This window comes from Paraburkholderia piptadeniae (assembly GCF_900007165.1).
GTDB lineage: Bacteria > Pseudomonadota > Gammaproteobacteria > Burkholderiales > Burkholderiaceae > Paraburkholderia > Paraburkholderia piptadeniae.
In genome coordinates this window covers 14,143-37,907 of record NZ_CYGY02000037.1, presented here as the reverse complement: position 1 = coordinate 37,907, position 23,765 = coordinate 14,143, and the positions used below count along the sequence as shown (strand labels likewise).

General features: G+C 62.5%; 21 protein-coding genes, 1 tRNA gene and 1 pseudogene. 7 read left to right on the top strand and 16 right to left on the bottom strand.

The window, feature by feature from the left end; genetic code table 11:
* From BN2476_RS20850 to BN2476_RS20815, 8 genes and pseudogenes are all read right to left on the bottom strand, one after another.
* Window positions 1-199: pseudogene (locus BN2476_RS20850) on the bottom strand (MotA/TolQ/ExbB proton channel family protein); the annotation flags it as partial.
* Window positions 200-237: 38 nt separating this feature from the next.
* On the bottom strand, window positions 238-972 hold the full coding sequence (locus tag BN2476_RS20845) for an energy transducer TonB (protein WP_087736063.1): 735 nt from the start codon (window positions 970-972) through the stop codon (window positions 238-240).
* 239 nt (window positions 973-1,211) lie between these two features.
* Window positions 1,212-1,448, bottom strand: a complete 237-nt coding sequence (locus tag BN2476_RS20840; RefSeq protein WP_087736062.1) for a (2Fe-2S)-binding protein — start codon at window positions 1,446-1,448, stop codon at window positions 1,212-1,214.
* A 288-nt stretch (window positions 1,449-1,736) separates the two neighbouring features.
* Window positions 1,737-2,630 carry a glutamate racemase gene (gene murI / locus BN2476_RS20835; RefSeq protein WP_438942892.1) on the bottom strand — a complete coding sequence of 298 codons (894 nt, stop codon included), beginning with the start codon at window positions 2,628-2,630 and terminating at the stop codon, window positions 1,737-1,739.
* Window positions 2,631-2,752: 122 nt separating this feature from the next.
* Window positions 2,753-3,232 carry a bacterioferritin gene (bfr, locus tag BN2476_RS20830; protein ID WP_087736060.1) on the bottom strand — a complete coding sequence of 160 codons (480 nt, stop codon included), beginning with the start codon at window positions 3,230-3,232 and terminating at the stop codon, window positions 2,753-2,755.
* 167 nt (window positions 3,233-3,399) lie between these two features.
* Window positions 3,400-4,923 (bottom strand): fumarate hydratase, encoded by a 1,524-nt coding sequence (locus tag BN2476_RS20825; RefSeq protein WP_087736059.1) that lies wholly within the window; start codon window positions 4,921-4,923, stop codon window positions 3,400-3,402.
* A gap of 55 nt (window positions 4,924-4,978) precedes the next feature.
* On the bottom strand, window positions 4,979-5,542 hold the full coding sequence (locus BN2476_RS20820; protein WP_162497885.1) for a TIGR00645 family protein: 564 nt from the start codon (window positions 5,540-5,542) through the stop codon (window positions 4,979-4,981).
* A 315-nt stretch (window positions 5,543-5,857) separates the two neighbouring features.
* The gene (locus BN2476_RS20815; RefSeq protein ID WP_087736067.1) at window positions 5,858-6,757 is read right to left on the bottom strand and encodes a DMT family transporter; all 900 of its coding nucleotides are present in this window, start codon (window positions 6,755-6,757) and stop codon (window positions 5,858-5,860) included.
* Between the two features lie 504 nt (window positions 6,758-7,261).
* Between BN2476_RS20815 and acs the strand changes: the two genes are divergently transcribed.
* From acs to BN2476_RS49540, 5 genes are all read left to right on the top strand, one after another.
* Window positions 7,262-9,244 carry an acetate--CoA ligase gene (gene acs, locus BN2476_RS20810; protein WP_087736057.1) on the top strand — a complete coding sequence of 661 codons (1,983 nt, stop codon included), beginning with the start codon at window positions 7,262-7,264 and terminating at the stop codon, window positions 9,242-9,244.
* A gap of 172 nt (window positions 9,245-9,416) precedes the next feature.
* Window positions 9,417-9,782, top strand: a complete 366-nt coding sequence (locus tag BN2476_RS20805) for a DUF4212 domain-containing protein (protein ID WP_087736056.1) — start codon at window positions 9,417-9,419, stop codon at window positions 9,780-9,782.
* Window positions 9,779-11,797 carry a sodium:solute symporter family protein gene (locus BN2476_RS20800; RefSeq protein WP_087736055.1) on the top strand — a complete coding sequence of 673 codons (2,019 nt, stop codon included), beginning with the start codon at window positions 9,779-9,781 and terminating at the stop codon, window positions 11,795-11,797. The genes BN2476_RS20805 and BN2476_RS20800 overlap by 4 nt, the downstream gene beginning before the upstream one ends.
* A 61-nt stretch (window positions 11,798-11,858) precedes the next feature.
* Window positions 11,859-11,949 (top strand) — tRNA-Ser (locus tag BN2476_RS20795).
* Window positions 11,900-12,466 (top strand): DUF6538 domain-containing protein, encoded by a 567-nt coding sequence (locus BN2476_RS49540; RefSeq protein ID WP_328590327.1) that lies wholly within the window; start codon window positions 11,900-11,902, stop codon window positions 12,464-12,466. The genes BN2476_RS20795 and BN2476_RS49540 overlap by 50 nt, the downstream gene beginning before the upstream one ends.
* Here BN2476_RS49540 and BN2476_RS20780 read toward each other — a convergent pair.
* From BN2476_RS20780 to BN2476_RS20770, 3 genes are all read right to left on the bottom strand, one after another.
* A complete protein-coding gene (locus tag BN2476_RS20780) occupies window positions 12,404-13,714 on the bottom strand; it encodes a DUF3422 family protein (RefSeq protein ID WP_087736054.1) in 1,311 nt (436 codons plus the stop codon). The genes BN2476_RS49540 and BN2476_RS20780 overlap by 63 nt on opposite strands.
* 428 nt (window positions 13,715-14,142) lie before the next feature.
* On the bottom strand, window positions 14,143-15,303 hold the full coding sequence (locus tag BN2476_RS20775; protein WP_087736053.1) for a WD40/YVTN/BNR-like repeat-containing protein: 1,161 nt from the start codon (window positions 15,301-15,303) through the stop codon (window positions 14,143-14,145).
* Window positions 15,304-15,377: 74 nt separating this feature from the next.
* The gene (locus tag BN2476_RS20770; RefSeq protein ID WP_087736052.1) at window positions 15,378-15,647 is read right to left on the bottom strand and encodes a MoaD/ThiS family protein; all 270 of its coding nucleotides are present in this window, start codon (window positions 15,645-15,647) and stop codon (window positions 15,378-15,380) included.
* Between the two features lie 162 nt (window positions 15,648-15,809).
* Between BN2476_RS20770 and BN2476_RS20765 the strand changes: the two genes are divergently transcribed.
* Window positions 15,810-15,992: a hypothetical protein gene (locus tag BN2476_RS20765; protein ID WP_087736051.1), complete on the top strand. Its 183-nt coding sequence runs from the start codon at window positions 15,810-15,812 to the stop codon at window positions 15,990-15,992.
* A 1,717-nt stretch (window positions 15,993-17,709) separates the two neighbouring features.
* Here BN2476_RS20765 and BN2476_RS20755 read toward each other — a convergent pair.
* Entirely contained in the window at window positions 17,710-17,925 is a 216-nt protein-coding gene (locus BN2476_RS20755; protein ID WP_087736049.1) for a hypothetical protein, read from the bottom strand.
* Between the two features lie 53 nt (window positions 17,926-17,978).
* Here BN2476_RS20755 and BN2476_RS20750 point away from each other — a divergent pair, with 53 nt between their 5' ends.
* Window positions 17,979-18,218: a hypothetical protein gene (locus BN2476_RS20750; RefSeq protein ID WP_087736048.1), complete on the top strand. Its 240-nt coding sequence runs from the start codon at window positions 17,979-17,981 to the stop codon at window positions 18,216-18,218.
* 140 nt (window positions 18,219-18,358) lie between these two features.
* On the opposite strand, the gene BN2476_RS48350 is transcribed toward BN2476_RS20750, so the two are convergent.
* The 4 genes from BN2476_RS48350 to BN2476_RS20725 all read right to left on the bottom strand — a co-directional run bounded on the left by BN2476_RS48350 (window position 18,359) and on the right by BN2476_RS20725 (window position 23,733).
* Complete coding sequence (locus tag BN2476_RS48350) at window positions 18,359-18,637, bottom strand: DUF1643 domain-containing protein (RefSeq protein ID WP_235850909.1); 279 nt, start codon at window positions 18,635-18,637, stop codon at window positions 18,359-18,361.
* A 1,034-nt stretch (window positions 18,638-19,671) separates the two neighbouring features.
* Entirely contained in the window at window positions 19,672-20,016 is a 345-nt protein-coding gene (locus tag BN2476_RS20735; protein WP_087736046.1) for a c-type cytochrome, read from the bottom strand.
* A gap of 10 nt (window positions 20,017-20,026) precedes the next feature.
* Window positions 20,027-21,259 carry a molybdopterin-dependent oxidoreductase gene (locus BN2476_RS20730; RefSeq protein ID WP_087736045.1) on the bottom strand — a complete coding sequence of 411 codons (1,233 nt, stop codon included), beginning with the start codon at window positions 21,257-21,259 and terminating at the stop codon, window positions 20,027-20,029.
* A gap of 245 nt (window positions 21,260-21,504) precedes the next feature.
* Window positions 21,505-23,733, bottom strand: coding sequence for an SLC26A/SulP transporter family protein (locus tag BN2476_RS20725; RefSeq protein ID WP_087736044.1), 2,229 nt, complete (start codon window positions 23,731-23,733; stop codon window positions 21,505-21,507).
* Window positions 23,734-23,765 lie beyond the last annotated feature (32 nt).

The window sequence follows — 23,765 nt, the reverse complement described above, 5'->3', positions numbered from 1 at the left end:
TCACGCCGTCGTTGAAGTCGTCCGAATGCCAGAACGCCTGCTCGGCGTTTTTCGTCAGACGCTTGAGGCGCATGACGTTCCAGCTCTTGATGACGATCACGCTCCAGGACAGCACCGACATGATGAGCAGTGCCATCGCGATACCGCGTGTGACGAAATCCCCTTGTGCCCAGACGTGGGCAATACCGTAGTTCTGCATGGCAATTCCTTTTCTTCTTTGAAATCTGTTCCGGCGGCTCAGTTGCTAAGGCTGAAGGCGAAAGGCTGGGTGTACGCGGCACGGACGGGCTCGCCGTTCTCCAGATACGGCTTGCACGAACTGGAGTGCATCGCGTCGAGCGCGGCCTGGTCCAGACGATCGTAGCCGCTGCTCTTTTTCAATTCGATGTTCTCGATCTTGCCCGCCAGTCCGACGACGAAGTGGATCATCGCGGTCCCCGTCTCGCCGCGTCGGCGCGAAAGGGCGGGATAGTCGGGCTGGACGATGCTGCAATCGAGGTGCGACACGTTTTTCGGCGCGGACAGCGCCATCGTCGGCTTGCCGACGGCAGGCGCGGCGGGCGCAGGCGCGGCTGGTGCGGGCGGAGCCGGCGGCGCAGGCTCCGTGGGCACGGCGATCTCATGCTGCGACGGCGCCTGCGCAATGGGCAGCGGCTCGGGCGTAGGCTTCGGCGTCGGGTGCGGCTGCACTTTCGGCTTGACCTTCTGCACGGGCGTGGGCTTCGGGGGAGGCGGCGTCGGAATCGACTGGATCGCGGCCGGCGCGGCGACAGGCGCCGGGCTGATCAGCTCGGCCGTGATCGTATGCGATTCGATTGGTTTGAGCGGCGTCGCTTCACGCATCGTGAACGCGACAGCGAACGCAACGACATGAAGTCCGATGACGATGCCCGTCACCGTGACGATACGCGGATTGATTCGAGCGGAAGCGTCTGGCGCGAAGCCTGTTGGTAGAGTTGGCGTGGCCTGCATGTTAGCGTGGCAGCGCGCCGTCGATGCGGCACGGCGTCATTTTCGGAATATCAGCAGTGAAATGCACAGAGTGGTCACGAAACCGATCAGCAATTCCATCTCGAACTCCTCGAAGAATGGCGTTGCTGGCTGGTCTCGGACTGGCTTGCTGACGGCGGAAAGAAAACTGAAGCGCGTGCGATGCTAGCGCGCTTTTCAGCGCGCAACATGAAGATGCGTCAAGGCTGACGAACGCAGTTTCAGGCGGCCTTGCGTTCGTAGAACGTCAGCGGCACGGCTTGCGTGTGGTGCTCGACGCCGCAACGGCTCGCGCAGACGCCGCTTTCGGCCATCACATCCCGCACGGATTGTTCGCACTTGCCGCAGCACATCGCGACGCCTAGCTCGAACTGAAGCTCGTCGAAGGTGTCGATGCCCTCGGCGATCGAGGCGCGGATCTTCCGGTCGGATACAGACTTGCACACGCAGACAATCATGACAGCTCGCGATAGCTAACGTTAATGCGAATTATTATCATTATGTTCGACCGCTTTGGCAAGCGTCCGTCGCAAATTTTTGTAACAAAACCAGCCTTACCGAAGGGTTTTGTTCCCACGGCCTTTACGTGGCGCGGGTGCTGCCGGGGTGCGGCGAGCGGCATGCCGTGTAGTTTTATGCCGCAATCGACGGGCGTCGGGCGCGTTTGTTTCTTGTGACGGCGGCTCTACAGCCGGCGCGGCGCTCAAAAGCAAAAATAGCGCGCTCGCCTGCTAACCGGGATCAGGTCAGGCAGCGTGCGAATCCGTGGTGGCCGTACGACGCGACGGAATGTGCACGCGCTCGACGGGCGCATCGATGTGCAGCAGTGTCGCCGCGAGCTGCCTGAGATGCGCGCCGTCGCTCGTCGAGCAGAAGCGGGGCTCAAGCGCGGCGTCGCGCTCGGGCGAACGCAGCCCTTGCTGGTCGAGCACGCGCTCCAGCTGTCGGGCAATCGCGATGCTCGTGTCGATCAGCGCAAGACGTTCACCGGCGATATCGCGAATCGCGGCGTCGAGAAAGGGATAGTGCGTGCAGCCGAGCACGAGCGTATCGGCGCCCGCGTCGAGCATCGGCTGGATGTAGCTTTCGAGCAGCGCGCGCAGTTCCGGCGAGCCGATATCGCAGCGCTCGACGGCCTGCACGAGCCCATGGCCCGGCTGGCACAGAAAACGGCAGTCGTCGGCGTGGCGTTCGAGCAGCGCCTGAAAGCGTGCGCTGCGCAGCGTCACCTGCGTGGCGAGCACGCCCGCCACGCGCGAGCGCGATTGCAGCGCCGCGGGCTTCACGCCCGGCTCGACGCCGATCAGCTGAATGGGCAGCTTTTCGCGCACCAGTGCGATTGACTGCGCCGTCGCCGTGTTGCACGCGACCACGAGCGCCTTCGCCCCTTGCGCGACGAGCCATTCGCCGATCGCCAGCGTGCGGTCCGCAATAAAGTCGTCGTCGCGCTCGCCATAGGGGGCGTAGAGCGAATCGGCGACATAGATGATCGCTTCGTTCGGCAGTTGCGCGCGCACCGCACGCAACACCGACAGGCCGCCCAGGCCCGAGTCGAAAATGCCGACGGGCGCGCGCGGATCGAGCGGAGGAATCACAGCGAGCGAAGAGAGCGCAGGGGAGGCGGGGGGCGAAGCGGTCATGGATTCAATGGAAGCCATATAAGAAAATCCGCGCAGCTCGTTCGAAAGACGTTGCGCGGATCGAACGGCAGAAGTGTAGCAGGAGTCACAGGCGTGGCGATGCCGCCGTCTCGCGCGCGAACTTATTCTTCGGGCGAACCCATCGCGGACTGCTGGTAATTCTGGATGCCGACCTTGTCGATCAGGTCGAGTTGCGTTTCGAGCCAGTCGATGTGCTCTTCGGTGTCGTCGAGAATCGTCGTGAAGATGTCACGCGACACGAAATCGCGCACCGACTCGCAATAGGCGATCGCCTCCTTGCACGTGCCTTGTGAAATCTGCTCGAGCTTCAGATCGCATTCGAGGATTTCCTTCGTCTCTTCGCCGATCAGCAGCTTGTGCAGATCCTGCAGATTCGGCAGGCCGTCGAACATGAAAATGCGCTCGATCAGCATGTCGGCGTGTTTCATCTCGCCGATCGATTCGTCGTATTCATGCTTGCCAAGCTTGTCGAGACCCCAGTGCTTGTACATCCGCGCGTGCAGGAAGTACTGGTTGATCGCGGTCAGTTCGTTCTTCAACTGGGCGTTCAGATATTCGATGACCTTTTTATCGCCTTGCATGATCTTTCCCCTTGGAGCCTGGTTTTCCAAGAACAATAAACGGCCGAACCCGAAAAGCCAAGGACGAATGCGGTTGATGAGAATCGCTCACGCAATTGTGTTGCGTCTGCGTGAGCAAATAAAAAGCCGGGACTATAACGTCCCGGCTTCCGTAACACAAACAGACGTCAAGCCGTCGCGACGGGGATCTTGCCGATCTTCGCCTGCCATTCCTTCGGGCCCGTCTGGTGAACCGACGTACCGCTCGAATCGACGGCCACTGTCACGGGCATGTCCTGCACGTCGAATTCATAGATGGCTTCCATGCCGAGGTCTTCGAACGCGAGCACCTTCGCGCTGCGGATCGCCTTCGACACCAGATACGCCGCGCCGCCCACGGCCATCAGATACGCGGCCTTGTGCTTCTTGATCGCGTCGATCGCGACGGGGCCGCGCTCGGCCTTGCCGATCATCGAGATCAGGCCGGTTTGCGCGAGCATCGTCTCGGTGAACTTGTCCATGCGCGTGGCAGTGGTCGGGCCTGCGGGACCGACGGCTTCGTCGCGCACCGGGTCGACGGGGCCCACGTAGTAGATCACGCGGTTCGTGAAGTCGACGGGCAGCTTCTCGCCCTTCGCGAGCATGTCGGCGATGCGCTTGTGCGCGGCGTCGCGGCCCGTCAGCATCTTGCCCGACAGCAGCAGCGTCTGGCCCGGCTTCCACGACGCGACTTCTTCGGGCGTCAGCGTGTTCAGGTCGATGCGCTTGCTCGTTTCGGTGTTCGGCTGCCACGTGACCTTCGGCCATGCGTCGAGCGGCGGCGGCGTGAGTTTCGCGACGCCCGAGCCGTCGAGCGTGAAGTGCGCGTGGCGCGTGGCCGCGCAGTTCGGGATGATCGCGATCGGCTTCGATGCGGCGTGCGTCGGCGCGGCCATGATCTTCACGTCGAGCACCGTCGACAGGCCGCCCAGGCCCTGCGCGCCGATACCGAGTGCGTTGACCTTCTCGTGCAGTTCGACGCGCAGCTCTTCGATCCAGTCCTTCGGGCCGCGCGCGATGATGTCCTGAATGTCGATCGGGTCCATCAGCGATTCCTTCGCCATGACCATCGCCTTCTCGGCCGTGCCGCCGATACCGATGCCGAGCATGCCGGGCGGGCACCAGCCTGCGCCCATCGTCGGCACGGTCTTCAGGATCCACTCGACGATCGAGTCGGACGGGTTCAGCATCGCGAACTTCGACTTGTTCTCCGAGCCGCCGCCCTTGGCCGCGACCTGCACGTCGACCTTGTCGCCCGGCACGATCTCGTAGTGGATCACAGCCGGCGTGTTGTCCTTCGTGTTCTTGCGGCCGCCTTCGGGCGGGCTCACGATCGACGCGCGCAGCACGTTGTCCGGGTGCGTGTAACCGCGGCGCACGCCTTCGTTGATCATGTCGGTGACGCTCATCGTCGCGCCGTCCCAACGCACGTCCATGCCGACCTTCACGAACACCGTGACGATGCCCGTGTCCTGGCAAATGGGGCGCTTGCCTTCGGCGCACATGCGGCTGTTCGTGAGAATCTGCGCGATGGCGTCCTTCGCGGCGGGGCTCTCTTCGAGCTCGTACGCGCGGCCGAGTGCCTGGATGTAATCGAGCGGATGGTAATAGCTGATGTACTGCAGCGAGTCCGCAATACTCTGGATCAGGTCTTCCTGTTTGATGACGGTCATGGCTAGGCTCAGTGGGGTGGCGCTCGTTATCGCGACTGCGCGGCTGCGCGGTCGGTCATGCGCTTTCAGGGGAGTTGGAAATCTTCTGCTTCAACGTGCGCGCCGCTGCGGGCTCGTGGAAATGCTCAGGGTGCGTGTGCGTCGTGAGGCGGTCGACGAAGGCCATCACCAGCGCCGACACGAGGAACGCGATGTGAATGATCACCTGCCACATCACCGCGTGCGTCGTGTGCTGGTCCGGGTTGATGAAGGTCTTCAGCAGATGGATCGACGAGATGCTGATGAGCGCCATCGACAGCTTCACCTTCAGCACGCCCGCATTCACATGGTCGAGCCATTCGGGCTCGTCGGGATGGCCCTCGACGCCGAGTCTCGACACGAACGTTTCATACCCGCCGACGATCACCATGATCAGCAGGTTCGAGATCATCACCACGTCGATCAGGCCGAGCACGACGAGCATGATGCTGGTTTCGTCGAGCGTCATCGACGCGGTGACGAGGTGCCACACTTCCTTCAGGAACAGCACGACGTAGGCACCTTGCGCGACGATCAGGCCCAGATAGAGCGGCACCTGCAGCCAGCGGCTCATGAAGATCACGGAGGGCAACGGGCGCATGCGTCGATGGTGGTGGCCGGAAGGAACGGGGCGCAGGGCGGTCATGGGGCGTCGGCGTAGTGTTGGCGCTTGATGGTGGCGAATGACAGCGGGCACGGGCGCGCTCGCATCGGCGACGGCGGATCACGCGGAAAGCGAATAACCGACGTTCAGGCGGCCGGCGATGAAACCGGCCTGCGCAGCGCGCTGGGCGCGTTATTGTACAGCGTGATGCGTGACGGCCGTGCCGAGGCGGGCAAAAGCGCCGGCACGGCATCCCGCGAGGCCCGGCGCACCCGCGCGAGGTCACGCATGAGGCCATGCATGATGCCGGTGCTACGACGCGACGGGCGGCACGCGCCTGACCTTGAGGCTCGCGAGCGCGATACCCGCGATGACGCACGCGAGCGCGATGCCGTGCGCGAGCGTCGGACGCTCGTCGAGGAACACGATGCCGTAGACGGCGGCCGCGACGGGCAGCACCGCGCTGAACACGCCCGCAAGGCTGCCCGGCACGTGGCGGATGCCCTTCATCCAGAGCCAGAACGAGAAGATGCTCGCCGACAGTCCGTACCACAGCACGAGCGCCCAGACGCTGACGGGCGTGCTCGCATAGTCGAACCTGAACAGCGCCGACACGCCGAGCGGCAGCATCAGCAGCAAGCCGAACAGATGCGTGTACGCGCAGATGTCGATGGGCGCGAGCGTCTGCGTGAGGCGGCGTGACAGGATCACGTACAGCGATTCGCAGCAGACGGCGCCGAGCACCATCAGATTGCCGGCGAACGAGCTTGTGCTCGCGGCGCCCGCGGCGTTGCCGGCGTGCGCGAGATTGATGACGACCACGCCGGCGATCGCGAGCGCGATCGAAGCCAGCGCCCGCCCATCGGGCTTCTCTTTCAGGAACATCCACGAGAACAGCGCGACGACGGCGGGTATCGTGCTCGTGATGACACCCGCCGCGACGGCACTGGTCCGATGCACGCCGTTGAGCATCAACAGCGTAAACCCGAATGTGCCGAAGAGGGCCTGCAGGAACAGATTGACCCATTCGCCCGGTTTTACACGGCGCAGCTTGCGTACGCGCAGCAACGGCCACAGCACGGCCATCGCGATCACGAAACGCAGCAAGGCGAAGAGCGGAACGGGAACGAACGCGACAATCGACTTGCCAATGCCGACGTTGCTGCCGACGAGCAGCATCGCGGCAATGAGAAACAGTGAATAGCGGTTCAAGCTGGAATCCATATGGCTAGTTCAGTTAGCATTGTAAAAGGGCGCATAACAGCGGCGCAAAGCGGACAGCAATTGCACTAGGACGTGTGCAAGACACGCGAGCGACAGGTAGGCTCGATGTTTGCGACGTTCGCGATGCTTGCGATGTACTTGCATCGCGACGTGTCGGCAGTCATGGCGCCTGGTGTTTTGCCTGACGCGCGGCGGGTCCGCGCGTAAGTACGCGGTAAGTTGCAACGCTTATCGTGGGAAGCGAACGAAGCTACTGAACGGAAGGGCGTCCCGCGCGATGTTGCGACGCCGCACCTGCCGTTGGCCGATTCGGCCGATTCGCTGTGTGCCTGTCGATGCGGACGGGCACGAGGGTGGGAGACACGCCGCGGCCGATGTCACGCGCGGCGCCACGATGACGACACGGAGCGACGCCTTGCGCCCGCTGGACGGGCACGCATCGCGAGCGCGCCAGCACAGGATTGATGTTTCATCTTCACCAAGGGGTAGTCGATGTCTGCGATTGAATCGGTTCTTCAGGAACGCCGCGTGTTTCCGCCTTCCGCCGAGATGACGGCACAGGCAGCAGTGTCCGGCATGGACGCATACCGGGCGCTCGCCGCCGAAGCGGAGCGCGATTACGAAGGCTTCTGGGGCAGGCTGGCGCGCGAAACGCTCAGCTGGAAAAAGCCTTTCACGAAGGTGCTCGACGAATCGGATGCACCTTTCTACAAATGGTTTGAAGACGGCGAACTGAACGCGTCATACAACAGCATCGACCGGCATGTCGAAGCGGGCAATGGCGATCGCGTCGCCATCATCTTCGAAGCCGACGACGGCACCGTCACCCACGTCACGTACAAGGACATGCTGCAGCGTGTGTCGCGCTTCGCGAATGCGCTGAAGAAACGCGGCATCAAAAAGGGCGATCGCGTGGTCATCTACATGCCGATGTCGATCGAGGGCATCGTCGCGATGCAGGCCTGCGCGCGTATCGGCGCGACGCATTCGGTCGTGTTCGGCGGGTTCTCGTCGAAGTCGCTGAATGAACGTCTCGTCGACGTGGGCGCCGTCGCGCTGATCACGTCCGACGAACAGATGCGCGGCGGCAAGGCGCTGCCGCTCAAGAACATCGCCGACGAAGCGCTCACGATGGGCGGCTGCGAGGCCGTCAAGAGCGTGATCGTCTACAAGCGCACGGGCGGCAAGGTCGGCTGGGACGACAAGCGCGATCTGTGGATGCACGAGATCACGGCGAACGAATCGGATCAATGCGCGCCGGAATGGGTCGGCGCCGAGCATCCGCTCTTCATCCTCTATACGTCGGGCTCGACGGGCAAGCCGAAGGGCGTGCAGCACAGCACGGGCGGCTATCTGCTGTGGGCCGCGCAGACGATGAAGTGGACCTTCGACTGGAAGCCGACGGATGTGTTCTGGTGCACGGCCGATATCGGCTGGGTCACGGGCCATAGCTACATCACGTATGGTCCACTCTCGCTCGGCGGCACGCAGGTCGTATTCGAAGGCGTGCCGACGTATCCGAACGCGGGCCGCTTCTGGGACATGATCCAGAAGCACAAGGTCTCCGTGTTCTACACCGCGCCGACGGCGATCCGCTCGCTGATCAAGGCTTCGGAAGCCGATCCGAAGGTGCATCCGAAGAGCTATGACCTGTCGTCGCTGCGCATCATCGGCACGGTCGGCGAGCCGATCAATCCGGAAGCGTGGGTGTGGTACTACGAGAACGTTGGCGGCTCGCGCTGCCCGATCGTCGATACGTGGTGGCAGACGGAAACGGGCGGCCACATGATCTCGCCGCTGCCGGGCGCGACGCCGCTCGTGCCGGGTTCGTGCACGCTGCCGCTGCCGGGCATCATGGCCGCGATCGTCGATGAAACGGGCCAGGACGTGCCGAACGGGCAGGGCGGCATTCTTGTTGTCAAGCGTCCGTGGCCGGCGATGATCCGCACGATCTGGGGCGACCCGGAGCGTTTCAAGAAGAGCTACTTCCCCGAAGAGCTTGGCGGCAAGCTGTACCTTGCGGGCGACGGCTCGGTGTGCGACAAGGAGACGGGCTACTTCACGATCATGGGCCGCATCGACGACGTGCTGAACGTGTCGGGCCACCGCCTCGGCACGATGGAGATCGAGTCGGCGCTGGTCGCGAATCCGCTGGTGGCGGAAGCCGCCGTGGTCGGCCGTCCGGACGAGACGACGGGCGAAGCCGTGTGCGCGTTCGTCGTGCTGAAGCGCACGCGCCCCGAAGGCGACGAGGCCGCGAAGATCGCTGCGGAACTGCGCAACTGGGTCGGCAAGGAAATCGGTCCGATCGCGAAGCCGAAGGACATCCGTTTCGGCGACAACCTGCCGAAGACGCGCTCGGGCAAGATCATGCGGCGTCTGTTGCGCTCGCTGGCGAAGGGCGAGGAGATTACGCAGGACGTATCGACGCTCGAGAACCCGGCGATTCTCGATCAGCTCGGCGAGTCGCGCTGATCGATAAAGCGCATAGGGCCTTGATGCCCTGAAGCCTTGAAGACGCAAGCGGCGCATCCGATGAGGATGCGCCGTTTTTTCATGCGCCGCGCGGCGTGTTTCGAAGCGTGACGCGACTCGTTGCGCGGACAACCCCGATTGCCGATGCAACACGTTTTTGATACATAGGCGCATGGCCGCGCCACACCACACATCGCGTCACAACATCAATCCCTTGCCCGAGCCGCCGCCCGTGACGCAAGCGATGGCGCGCGCGCACGCGCGCTACTGGCGCTTCAACATCGTGCTGATCGTCGCGCTGATGCTGGTCGGCTTCTTCGTGTCGTTTATCGTGCCGCTGATCGCGAGAGGGCTCGCGCCCGTGCGTTTCGCGGGCTTCAGCCTGCCGTTCTACATGGGCGCGCAGGGCGCGATCCTCGTGTACCTGATGCTGATCGTGATCTACATTGTGCTGATGCAGCGCGCCGACGCCGCATTGCAACGCGCGCTCGAAGAGAGCGCGCTGGACGACTTCGCCGAGCGCACGGCCGACCGATGAAGCTTGCGCATCGGCTGATCCGTTCGTATTCGCTCTATACGCTCGGCTTCTTTGCGTTCATCTATCTGCTGTGGCGCATCGAGGCTGCGAACGGGCCGGGCATGTGGATCGGCTATGTGTTCCTGTTTGTGCCGATCGCCGTGTATGCCGTGATCGGCTTGCTGTCGCGCACCTCCGATCTCGTCGAGTACTACGTGGCCGGGCGGCGCGTGCCGTCCGCGTTCAACGGCATGGCGACGGCGGCGGACTGGCTGTCGGCGGCGTCGTTCATCGGGCTTGCCGGGTCGCTGTACGGGACAGGCTACGATGGCCTCGCGTATACGATGGGCTGGACGGGCGGCTACTGTCTCGTCGCGTTTCTGCTCGCGCCGTACGTGCGCAAGCTCGCGCGCTACACGATTCCCGATTTTCTCGGCACGCGCTTTTCGAGCAACGCGGTGCGAGGGCTTGCCGCGCTGTCGGCGATTCTCTGTTCGTTCGTCTATCTGGTCGCGCAGATACAGGGCGTCGGGCTGATCGCGACGCGCTTCATCGGCGTCGACTTCGCGATCGGCATCTTCTGCGGGCTCGCGGGCATTCTCGTGTGTTCGTTCCTCGGCGGCATGCGTGCCGTGACGTGGACGCAGGTCGCGCAGTACATCATCCTGATCGCGGCGTTCCTGATTCCCGTGTCGATGATCGCGCACAAGGATGGCCTCGGCTGGGTGCCGCAATTCGGCTATGGACGCCTGATGGAGCGCGTCGAGACGATGGAGCGCGGCGTACGCGATGCGCCGTCCGAGCAGTCGGTGCGCGACGATTACCGGATGCGCGCCGCGCTGATGCAGGCGCAGATCGACGGCCTGCCGCAGTCGTATATCGACGAGAAAGGCCGTCTGACCGAGCAGCTCGTCGACTTGCGGCGGCACAACGGACCGTTGCGCGAGATCGCCGATCTCGAACGGCGGATTGCGCGCTTTCCTCGCGATGCCTCGACCGCGCAGATCGTGTGGGCGCAGCAGCGCGACGAGATGATGCAGCGCGCGGAGGCGCCCGTGCAGATGCACGAGCCGTTTCCCGCCGCGAACGAGGCCGAGCGGCGGCTGCATCTGCGCAATTTTCTTTCGCTGCTCCTGTGCCTGTCGCTCGGGACGGCGAGCTTGCCGCACATTCTGACGCGCTATAACACGACGACCTCGGTGGCGTCGGCGCGGCGCTCGGTCGGCTGGACGCTTTTCTTTGTCGCGCTGTTTTATCTGACCGTGCCCGTGCTCGCGGTGCTGATCAAGTACGAGATCCTGTCGAATCTCGTCGGCCATCGCTTCTCCGAGCTGCCGCAGTGGGTGATGCAATGGCGGCGGATCGAGCCGTACCTGATCAGCATTGCCGACGTGAACGGCGACGGCATCGTGCGCTGGAGCGAGGTCCAGATGCAGCCGGACATGGTCGTGCTCGCCGCGCCGGAGATAGCGGGGCTGCCGTATGTGATGTCGGGGCTGATCGCGGCGGGCGCGCTGGCGGCGGCGCTGTCGACGGCCGATGGCTTGCTGCTGACGATCGCCAACGCGCTGTCGCACGATGTCTACTACCACATGGTCGATCCCGGCGCGTCGAGCCAGCGGCGCGTGACGATCTCGAAGATCCTGCTGCTGGGCGTGGCGCTGTTCGCATCGTATGTCGCGTCGCTGAATACGGGGAATATCCTGTTTCTGGTCGGCGCGGCGTTTTCGCTGGCGGCGTCGAGTCTTTTTCCGGTGCTGGTGCTCGGCGTGTTCTGGAAGCGCACGACGCGGCTGGGCGCCATCGCGGGGATGCTCGCGGGGCTGGGGGTGTGCATTTACTACATCGTGTCGACGTATCCGTTCTTCACGCAACTGACGGGCTTCGTCGGCACGCGCTGGTTCGGCATCGAGCCGATCAGCTCGGGCGTGTTCGGCGTGCCGGCGGGGTTTCTGGTGACGGTGCTGGTGAGCCTCGTCGACGCGAAGCCGGACGCTTACACGAGGGCGCTGGTGGACTACATCCGGCATCCGTGACACTGGCCATCCGGCCGAGGTGGCAAGGGCGCGAGAGTTTGCTATAATGCGCGTCCTCGCCGGAGAGATGGATGAGTGGTTTAAGTCGCACGCCTGGAAAGCGTGTATAGGTTAATAGCCTATCGGGGGTTCGAATCCCCCTCTCTCCGCCAGATTGATACCAAGTTCTTGAGCAGCTTGGAAAATCCCGATAAATCAAGCGTCCTGAACCCCTTGGTCCACGAAGAGTGGTACACAGAGGACTCGGAAAACTTGAAGAACAAGCCGGGGTTGGTGTGCCGAAACGGCACCTGTTATGCGCGGGTGCGTGTGCCGAAGTTACTGGTCGACTTCCACCAAAAACACGAATTCAAGCGGAGTCTTCGAACGAAGAACCTGAATGAAGCCCGTGCAAGGCTGCCCGCCACCGCAGCTGTCGCGACATCGGGCCGATCGTTCGGGTTACCGGCCAGCGAGACGGTCGGCTCCCGCAATACACTCCCGCAACACCAAAAGATACGACGGCATATACGTTTCGTTCGCTGTATCCGCATCGCGATGCATGCGTTCCCGCGCGTGGCTGTTCTCCGGGTGAGTCATCGATGCTCCTGCCGGGCGTTTGCGGTCTCAAATCAAATGATTCAGAGGACGAACAACGTGTACTTCATCGCTCGCATTGCGCTTCAATAACCGGCTGCGGGTCCGCCTTGTGATCGCGATCACGGCGAGCACGACGGGCCCTATCGCCAGGCCTTCGGCCAGCTCTGGCTCGATGGGAAGATTCAGCACGTGCAACGCCTTGAACGCCGCGGCCGCCAACGAAAGCACGTAGTACGAGATCGCGGCCACGGACAGCCCTTCAACGGCATGCTGCAAATGCAGCTGATTGCGTGCCGTGCGCTCCATGCCGGCAAGCAGGCGGGTGACGTCCTTTTCCTGCGCGAGATTGACGCGCGTGCGCAACAGATCGACGGCGCGCGCGATGCGGGCCGCGATCTGTTCATGGCGTGCCCAGACACTACGGCATGTTTCCATCGCCGGCGCGAAGCGGCGTTCCATGAACTCCTGGATGGTCGGCATGCCCTCGATGCGTTCTTCGCGCAGTTCCTGAATGCGCGCCAGCACCAGTTTTTCGTAGGCTCGCGAAGCACTGAACCGCCCCCCCGACCCCGACAGCGATTCGACACGAACCGCGAGGTGCGTGAGTTTGACGAGGAGCTGCGAGTCGTCACCATCGGCGCCTTGCGCATCCATGCTTTGCATCAGCGACTGAAGCGACGCATGGATGTCGTCCAGATCACGGCTCATCCGGCGCGCAATCGGCAGCGCCAGCAGCGCCATCATCCGGTACGTTTCGATTTCGTAGAGGCGTTGCAGCAACCGTCCGCCCTGCTCCTCACGAAAGCCCTCATCCATGACGAGCAAGCGCATGAAACCGTCCGGGCGCACGTTCCAGTCGCAGAACACCTGGCCGCCGCCAAGCACATTGCTGCCAACGAGAATCGGTCCGTCGATCCATTGACGCAACGAATCGCGCGCCGCGTGTGCGCGGTCTCCCGTCAACAGTTCCATGCGGGACGCGACGAACCGGCTTCCGGCGAGTTGCGTGAACCAGCCGGCGGGAATGCCCTGGATGGCACTGTCGTTGAAATAGTCGCTGTCGTTGCGCGGGATGACAAACGTGAACGTGGAGAATTCGGTGTGACGTTCCCACTTCAGATGCCACCCGCACGGGGACTGCACCGAATAATGTGTGGCACCTTCCGCCGGCATCGGTATACCCGTGTCCCGGCACAATGCGTGTAGCAGCGTCTCGTGTATCAATGGATCGTGCTCGGCGTAAATCGCATAGTGCGTGAGGGCTACAGACTCGGCCAGCTTCAGGAACGGGCGAGCATGCAATTCCGCAGCCAGCGTGGCGCGCAATGGGTGGTCCATGGTTGATGTTTTCACGGGTTGCTATTCACACAGTCATCGACGACTGCAACACACCTGCATGCAGGAACTATGGCAGAAGCGCGTCGACAAAGAAATCTCATAGTTTTGATCGCAATCTTCAGTTTTTCTGATTGCATGAGAACGGCGTGGCGGAAAAGGGCCGCGCGTCATTGATGTCGGCATCGCGCCAATGCTCGATCACGTTGTCGACCTTCACCCCGCTATGGGTTGAAGTGCGATGAACTCTGTCCCGGCGTGCATCGCCGAATCTGCGCCCCGTTATTCTTCAACATCGCGACAAGCTGCGCTGCACAAAGCGTTTCGCCGGCGCGTATGGCAGGAAGTGTCTGTCCGTCACCCCGATGAACGTATTCTGGCTATGTCATGCGAATGAATGAAAACATTGGCGCTTCATGTTCCCTTCGCCCTCATCCAAACCGGACACAATAAACAGGCGGCAAATGCGCTGAAAGCAAATGCCAGCTTTCGCCGCCGTCGTCGGACGTCCATAGCGCGCCAGTGGTCGACCCCATCGCGAGGTGTATGCCGGAGTCATCCACAGCGAGCCCGTGCCGATACACGAGGTCATACGCCGGTGCAGGCGGCAGCCCGTTCGAGAAACGCTCGAACGTGCGGCCGCTGTCGCGTGTGCGCGTGACGAGCAACCGGCCGTCCACCGGGATGCGGCACTGGTCTTTCACGGCGGGCACGAACCACGCGGTGTCCGGCTCGCGCGGATGCACGGCAACCGCGAAGCCGAAGCTCGATGGCTGCGCTTCGATCCGCTGCCAGTGCGCCGCGCCGTCGGTCGAGCGGAAGATTGCGCAGTGATGCTGCGTCCACAGCGCATCCGGGTTTGCCGCGCATTGCACGACGCGGTGCGGGTCTTGCACGTTGGCATCGCCGCGCCGCTCCGGCGGCATGTAGTCGGCCTCCATGCCGTCGGCGGTCACGCGCCAGGTGGCGCCGCCGTCGGGCGTTTGCCAGACGCCGCCGCACGACACACCGATCGTCACGTGCCGGCTGTCGCGCGGATCGACCATTATGGAATGGATGCCCGGGGCGTCATAGCCGCCTCCGAACCATTCGCGGCGCTCCGGGCGATCCCACAGCGCGCGGTTGAGCACCCATGTGTCGCCGCCATCATTGGAACGGAAAAGCCCGCCTGGAATCGTGCCGGCCCACAAGACGCCCGGCTCGTCTGGACCGCCGGTTTCGAGCGACCAGATTTGCTGAAGCGTCCAGGCAGGGATCGGTGGGCTGGGCGCGCCGGCGCTCGCATTGTGCGCGCCGGTGTCTGCACTCACGCTCGCGCCGTCGCCGGTGCGCGTCTCCTCGGCAGGCTGCGGCGGGTAGACGGGGACCGCGCACTCTTCCCAGTCGGTCATGCCCGCGCGCCGGCGATGCAGCTTCACGCCGAAGTGGCCGAGATTGAGCGCAGCATAAAGTGATCCGTCGCGCGGATCGGGCAGCACCATACTCACCGGCTCGCCGGCGAAATACGGCTCACCGAACTTCCAACTGCCCTTGCCATCGGATTTCAGAACGAACAGACCCTTGCGGGTTGCGACAAGCAATCGATCGCTCATGTCGAGTGTCTCCTGTCGGCGGGAGTTGGCGCTTCAGTGCTCACTCTGGGAGCTCGGGTACGGATGGAACCCGCCTATCCACCCGACAGCGCCTGCACGACGTAAACCCGGCTTTCCTCGCCGAGCGCATCGGACAGTTGTTGTCGGTCGCGCACCGGTCGGCCGTCGACAAACACCGCGAGATGCCGCCGCAGTGAGCCCTGGTCGTCAAGTATGTAGCCACGCAGTCGAGGTTGCACGGTAAAGACCGCCTCGAGCGCTTCGCCGAGCGTGCGCGCATCGACCTCTCGCTCGGGCGTTGCAATATGCCGCTGAATCGAAGCAGCGAAGAAGATGTGCGCCATGTCGGGTAGCGGCGCGGGAATGGCCGCGTCCGCTGGTTCTGTAGTTTAGGCGATCCGCCGTGTGCTTCGTGGCATCGCCGTACACCAGACGTCAGGTTGGGGTGCATTGCGAAGCGGCGCGCTTCACCGCCCCTCACGTATCGAAAAGACGAGGCCGACCCGATGACCGTCACGGTCCGCAAGATCAAAGGCGCGGCGAAAAGTGCTGCCGCAAACTGTGGGGTAGGTACACGCGCTTCTACGATCTCCGGCCGCGGAGAGACGCACCGCGCGTATCGTACGCTCATTGAGCAGTTTGCCGAGTGCGCTTTCAACCGCTTCGCCTTCAAACTGATGGCGGACTGAAGTGGAGCAAGCGCGCGGCTACAAGCGTTTAATCAACGCCCAACCGCCGATGGTCGAATGACCGAGCCCGAGATGCTTTCCTCGGATATCCGGCAGGTTTGAGACCGGTCGTTCAAACGACGGACTTGTGGGATGGGCAAGTGTGGCCTACACCTTGACAACGGTCATTTGTGCGTGGAGCGCGCATGTCGCATGCGCCGGCCTCCGCGGACTGTCGTATCGGAATCCTTAGAGACGTCCGATTTCATGATGCGCGACCGACATGGGCATCGAAGAGATTGAGAGCACCGACGTGAGGCAGATGCCCTCTGGCGCGCGACGACCAGCGAGGCGTGCATTCCCATCGCGTAGTGACCTGGCGGCGACGCGCGCTCTGGTGGCGACGCATCCCGCGCGTGCAATCTGGTCAATCGAAATACGCCGGTGTGGGATGAACGGAGACTGCACGCCGTCTCCTTAGGGCGGGCAGTCTCCGATGCTGCATTGGGCGCGGGAGCAGACAGGTTGCGCACCCTATCTGCTTGAACCGGCGTCAGGCTTGCCGATCACCTGGAGCCGGGAGGACACCCCTATCGGGGCGAAGTCCTCGAACGAGAATCTTTAGTCGTCGCGTGCTGTACTGGTTCCCTGGAGCCAGTATCGATTGCATCGTGGTGCATGTCGTGCCAGATGGTGTCCGCCTTTCCCAGGAACGTCTCCGCCTTCACGACCGCCGTAGCAATCAGGGAGAGGATAGTCAAGATCCAGACTACCACTCTCAGGACCTTCAAGATGGTCCGAAAAACCGTTTCTGCTTTCCGAAACAGCCTGCCTTTGCTTTTCCGCTTCTCCATCTATACCTCCTTGCGGGCTGGGGGAGGGCTGTGTGCTCTCGCCCGGGATGAGCACCCAGGGGTTGCTATAGCAACGCCGGACTGCTCACCCGACCCACCTGCCTTCCAGGAGGTAAGTGATCAAAGGTTTGGAGGCCTTTTTGATCAACTTTTAAAAGATATCACGCCATCTGTTGCCGCGACCCTGGCCTGGTTGATATTGCGCTGTGACGACCATAATGCCGTCCACATACTGCACGATCGTTCCGTGGCCGTCGCCTCTTCTTGTGGCGCGACCTGGTCGCCTAACGGGCGGAACGCGAAAGCGGTCGCCACCATGACCAACCCTGACAACACATCATTGATAGACGTGCCACCTCGGGCGCGGGGGAAAAGTAGCGAGTGATCCGCCTCCTGGGTGTTCGTCTCTTTCCAGGCCATCAATGCAGGATGAGAAAACGCTGGTAGCGTCACATTCCTGGACTCGCGAGGACCGCTTCGGGACGTCAACATGCGGACGTACATCGTCGACAACAACGTGCTGCCGTTGCGTATCCGGCCGCTCTTGTTCCGCGGCCTGGAAAGTACGCCACAATTGCCCGGTTGCGCAGTAATTGCGCGTCGTCTGTCACGGTTGGCACCATCCACTCCTGCAACCTATGGTCGGCGTCCGAATCGAGATATAGCGGAAGCGACTCATCCTCGGGCCAGCGCTCGAACGCGACCATTCACGACGCCGGATTGTTGATACGAACTCTAATCTCACAAGGTGGCGACAGAGCCGATCCAGCATCCTGGCCCAGCGCAGACGCGTTGTTGTACCTGGCGCACAGCGGGTCTCGACGTCGTTGAAAACGAGTCGATGTGCCCGGTGCAGGAACTAGCTATGGGCGAGCAAATCTTCTTCAGATGATTGGCATCTGATAAGTAGACTTGTGTTCCATTGAGTCGACTGCGCGGCGCCCGTCTTTTAGCGCTTTCGCGATCTTCTGCCGCCGAGCCTCGCAGCCGGCTAGATGCGTCTTGGCCGGCATCAGGAAAAAGTCATTCGCCATTGTGGCGTTTATCGCAAGCCATTCCTTGACTTGCTTTATTTCCGCGTCAAGGTTCAGCAATTGCACTAGCAGATCGCGTTCATACTAGAACTCCTCGCGAATAATTCTGGGAAAAGACCATGATCAGCGCGATCAGCACAGTTCTGAACTTCATCGGACTTACCATGATGGCTTTCGGCGGAATCGGCGCCGCCTGGTTTTCGCCAGCGTCCCACCCGGATCCGGACTGGGCTGTGGACCATATTGGGGAACAGAGAGTCAAGCGAGTTGTGACGCACCATAGCCAGAAACTGGTAAAACCATGCTTTGCCCTCGTTGGTGTGGGCGCGCTGTTCCAGCTTGCCGCCATGGCTTTTTGATCGGTCACGCCTTATCTCCCTTCTCTGCGAATGCTGCGACCGAGCGCCATTCGACAAGTGGCTGATCTGAGCGCAGGTAAAGCGGGTGACGTGGCGAGCCATCCTTCGTAGTGCCGAGGCACCACAGTCGAGCTCCAGCGTCAATCAGGATGCTGGCGACGCGTGCGGCGCGCCCGGCTTTGCATTCGACCCCATGCACAAATCACGTCGCCGCACTCGCGCGCGAAATTCAACAGGAAGACGTCATTGTCCGGGCCGATCGGATCAGGATGCGAGCAGAGTGCAGCCGGATCAGTAGAGCGCAGCGTGTAGAGGTTAGCCACGGCGGGGCCGTTGCAGGCCCATAACTTCGCGAAGCCGTGGCAGCGACGAATCGTCGGATCGTCAAGTGTTGCGTCAGCCGTGCTCGGGTTGAGCATTACGAACTCACGAACCGCGAGGTCGACTTCATCGGCGTCATCGATTCGCCTGCCGCTTCAGGAGATAGCGGTATTGCCCGCAAAAGCTGATGATCGCGCACATGCAATTCCGCCGACGGATTCCAGAAAAAGTCTCGATCGAGGCTGAATTAAATCGAGCCGCTCGGCATGGCGGATGCTGCACTTATCCGGGTCACCGTCTGGTGACAGTGGGAGCAGACGATGCGTGCAACTCGTCGCTTCGCGCTGTTTCTGTAGCGAGGAAGACCATGGTCACCAAGTCCTATGCGTCATATCGCGGTTGCAATATTGAAGTCGACGTCACGCCAGCAAGGTGGCATGCGTTCGGTGGCATATGTCGGCGCTACCGCGTGTCGTGGTTGATTTCTTCGCCTGGTAATCCAGATCAAGTGCTTGCAAGTTTTCCAGAACGGTTCGACTTTCTTACTGAGCAAGAGGCATTCAGGTACGGGGAGGGTCGAGCGCACACATTCATTGATTCGATCCTGTCGACTCCATCGCGGAGACGGATCGCGGGCAACAGTTCCGAGCACGCAGATGAAGCGCCCACGGTTTGATGGTTTTCTTGTTGCGCTCATTGCCGCAATAATCGGAATTTTGTGCGTACTTGCCTTGTGGGATCTCGCCGTATCGCTCGGCCAGTATTAGCCAACCTTTTCTGCGGATGCCGCGTTAGCGGCGCGGTGTCGGTATCTGGCGATGCGTGTGTGGCCGCTCAGGGTCGTAAGTACGTATCCGGTTTCAATGAGACCGGTCATTCACGACCCGACGTGCGAATGTCTGGAAAGCGGCATGTAGTCGCCTGATCAAAGCCGATATGCGAATGACGGCAATGACCAGCCGTCGTCGTTTTCCTTGATGAACATTCGTTGCGGGGGAGGGAAGTAGAGGTGCACCCCGGCGCACGCATCGTTTTGATATAACGTTCGTCACCGAAGTGGCTGTGCGGTCGGTACTACCGTGTCGGTACTACCGTAATGGTTGGCTGTGGTTTCGTCACGCTTGCGGCGCCGCTACGGCGTTCCGTTGATCCTCGTCAGGTATCGTGCGATGTCCTCGACCTGTTCCGGAGGCAACGGCGCGCCATAAACCGCGCGCATCTTTAGAACTTCGGCCTTCCAGGATTCAAACGAAAGCGGCGGCTGGCGCGTCACCATGTCCACGGAGTGGCATATCACGCACTGTTGATTGGCCAGAGTGGACCCCGGCCCGGGTGGAAAAGTCGATATGCCGTTTGGCAGCGAAACCTCGACCGTTTGCGTAGCTGCTTTTGTCGAGGGCTTGTTGGGACCAGCCGCGAACGACGTGCCGATCCCCGTTGCGGCCAACAAGGCCAGAACGATCGATGTCACTCTCATCGCTCTCTCCTCATGCTGCGACAACCGTTAGCGATTCAACCAGATTGCGCATATAGCCGCCGGGATTCCAGTTCGGCTCGTCCGGCTGTGCCTCGCCCTTGTTGTTGATCGCTTTCACCTTCAGCACGTGTTGCCCGGCATTCCGAGGCATGAAACGCGCCTCCCAGCGGCGGAAGCTGAACTTGCCGAAGTCGCGGCCGAGGCTAGCCGTTGACCACGACGCTCCGCCATTCGAGGAAAAGAGCACCTTGCTTACGCCCGTATCGCCACCGAATGCGATGCCGCGCACCGTTTGCGTTGCGCCCACATCGATCACCGAGCCGTCGCTGAAGTTGGTGAAGAACGATCTCGGCGCCATGCGGTTGATCGCGATCGTCTTCACGCCCGTCTGTTCCGGGGATACGTTCGCGTGCGGCGTATCCGGGATCTGGTACGCCTTCGCCATCCAGAAGTTCTGATCGGGTGTGTCGATGACCTCGATGTCGTTCAACATCTTCACCCAGTACGTCGAATACCAACCCGGAACGACGAGCCGCAACGGGAAACCGTTCAAAAGCGGCAGCGGCTGCCCGTTCATGGCGAACGCGACCATGACTTCGCCGTCGCGCGCATGATCGACGCTCAGCGCCTTGATGAAGTCGGGTGTGGCGGCGATCACCCCTTTATCAAGGCCTCTGTAGCGAACCTGCACGGCCCCGGCCTTCACGCCCGCGCGATCGAGAATGTCCCTGAGGCGTACGCCCGTCCACAACGCATTGCCCATCGCGCCGTTACCCCATTCTCCACCGGCGACGCGCGGCTTGAAGAATCCCCGCGAGTTGCCAGCGCACTGGTTCACGGCGGCGAGCTCGACATGCTCAAACCCTTTCCTGATGTCATCGAGCCCGAGATCCAGTTCACGGGCGACCGATCCATGAACCGTCAGCCGGAACGTCCGGGCGTCGACACGCGTGGGAATGCTCGCGAGGTGCCAGCGCACGAAAAAGCGATCGTTTGGTGTGAACACCCCTTGATCGAAGACGGAAAACGGTGTCTCAAGCAACGGCGGCCGGCTGCGTAAGAGCACCATCTCGCCCTTTTGCGGGAAGTCGGTCGTCAGTTCCCTTAAGCCGTTTTCGAACGGAAGGGTGATCGCGTTGGCGGCGCGCACGAGATTCGTCCAACCGCCTGCCAGGCCAACGACACCGCTCGCCATGAGCGAATGAAGCACGTGGCGACGCTTGAGGCCGCATTCGTCGTTCATCGTGGTCTCCCCTGGAGCAGCAATTCCCTGACGATTGCTTCGCTACGCTGCATGTGAGGTACTAACGAATATATGCAGCCGGTTAGAGGCTCTCTATCGGGAATACCCGGAAGAAATCCGCGTTTGTGCGCGGTGGGAACCTGTTCCTCATTGTGTTGGGTCCGGGCCCGGGTCCGGACCCGACCGCCCGTCGGCCGCCTCCCAAGCGCCACGGTAGTTGCCCCGAACACCACCCCCGCCACCGCTCAGTAGGCCGCGCGGAGAGCCTCACTGGCGAGGGCGAGCCGCGATGCGATGATCTTCACCAGAAAGCGATGAACCTGCTGCGCAACTGCGGGGTTGTCTTGCTCGAGAGTGATGAGCGCGGCCAGTGAAAGCCTGCGCACGCGCGTCGGCACCTCCGCGAACGCGTCCGCGCTGCGTGGCTGCTGCGTGTACACGGCCATTTCCCCAACGACCGTGCCCGGGCGGCAAGCGCGCAGCCTCACCGACCGCCCGTTTCCGAGCGGCAGCGAAACTGCGACCCGCCCGCGCTCGATGATGTACAGTGCATCGCCCGGCTCTCCGCAAAGAAACAATGGCTGGCCGGCTAGCAGCTCATGCACTTCGAGCCGAGTGGACAGTGTGTTCAGCGCTCCGGCCGTGAAATGCGGCGCGAGCATCGCGTGGAGGTCGTCACCGCGCTTCGGCGCGAGCGCGCGTGACGCGAGCAATGTGTCTTCGATCCATTCCAGGCCCGCATCGAGCGTGTCGAATTCACGAATCCGCAGATTGAGCGTGCCGGTTTTAGTCAGCAGATCGCGCGAGCGCGGCGGCAGCGCGGTCAAGATCAAGTCCGCGTCCGTCGCCGCGCAGAGTTGCCGCAGCTTCACGAAGCTGTTCGATACCGACGCGTCTATGCCTTGGGTCGACGCGAAGTCGAGCACGACGAAGCGCACCGACGCCGGATCGCGCGCGGCGAGCCGCTCGCGTATGCGCTGGAGGATCGAATTGGCCGTGCCGAAGAAGAGAAATCCTTGCAGGCACATGCCGCACACCTGTGCGCCGAGTCCGCGCAGCGATTCGGTCTCCTCGATGTTGCGCTCGACATTCGATGTCCGGGTGCGGAGGTCGAACTCCATGCGTATGCAACTGACCCGGCCGTACAGCAGCGTGAACATCACGCACGCGGCGACCACGCCTGCGACCACGCCGATGATCACGCCCAAGGCCGCGATCGTGCCGAGAATGACGAGCACGAGCAGGTACTCGTACCAATTGAGCTTCGCCCAGGCGCCGACAACCCATTGCTCGAGCAGGCGCAGTCCCATGAAAAGCTGGAGGCCGACGAGCACCGGCACGGGAAAGAGCGCGACGAGACCGGGCGATGCGGCAAGCGCGACGAGGCACGCGAGCGACGCGAACACGCCCGCCATCCGACTCGTCGCGCCAACGCGCGCGTTGAGCATCGAGCGATTGAAAGACTGATAGCCGACCATTCCGCCCAAAAGCCCGCTCGCGAGATTGGCGAGGCCCGCGGCCCGCATCTCGCGATTGAGATCGACCTCCTCGCCCGTCGCCGCGCCAATCGCCGTCGAATTCATCAGGATTGTGACAGCCGAGGCCGACGTGACCACGAGGCTTTCCGGAAGATGTGCGGTAATCGCCGACCAGTCGATGCCGCCCTGCGCGAGCTGCGCGCTCAGGTGCAGCTCCGGAAACACCGCGAGCCGCAGCGCCCCGCGCGGCAGAAGCAGCCCCATGCCGCGCGCTTCGTCGATCGACAGGCCCGCGGCGCGCAGCAGGACGTAGAAGAGGACGATCCCGAAGGCCAGCGTGAGCGGCAGCGCCGCGACGTGCTTCCAGGTGCGCATCAGGATGGTCGCCAGCACGCCTACGACGAGCGCGGGAAGCCACGCGAGCCAGTGAAGATGCGTCAACAGCACGAGCGTCTGCCATTGCAGGGACTCGCCCGTCATCACGCGGAACGCGCCGGCGAGGAGCAGATAGCCCGTGCCGGCGAGGAATCCGCCGAGGACCGGGTAAGGCAGGAACTGCAGCGAGCGGCCGCGCCGGGACGAACCGATCGCGTAGAGCACGATGCCCGTCACGAGCGAACAGAGCGCGATCGCGATCAGCACGGTCAGGAGGAGGGTCTGCGGGGAGCCGCCGTCCGCGCGCACGTTGCTCGCGACGCCTGCCGCCACACCCGCGAGAAACGCCGCCGCATTGCTGTCGGGGCCGCCGATGTTCAGGCGCATCGAGCTCGTCAAGGAAATCACGAGCGCCGTGACGACACAACTGACGAGCGCGGTGGGCACGCCGAGCATCGCGTAGCGGGCGAGATCGGCGCTGAAGATCATCGTGCCGAGGCTCATCGCGTAACACAGCATGACGAGCGACGATATCGCCCCGGCCGCCAGATCGCCGGGCAGATCCGCGACGCGCGAGCGCGGCGGGACGTCGGAGACGGAAACGGTCTTGCCCGGCTTCACGTGAATTCCAGGTGAAATGCGAAGGCGCGATA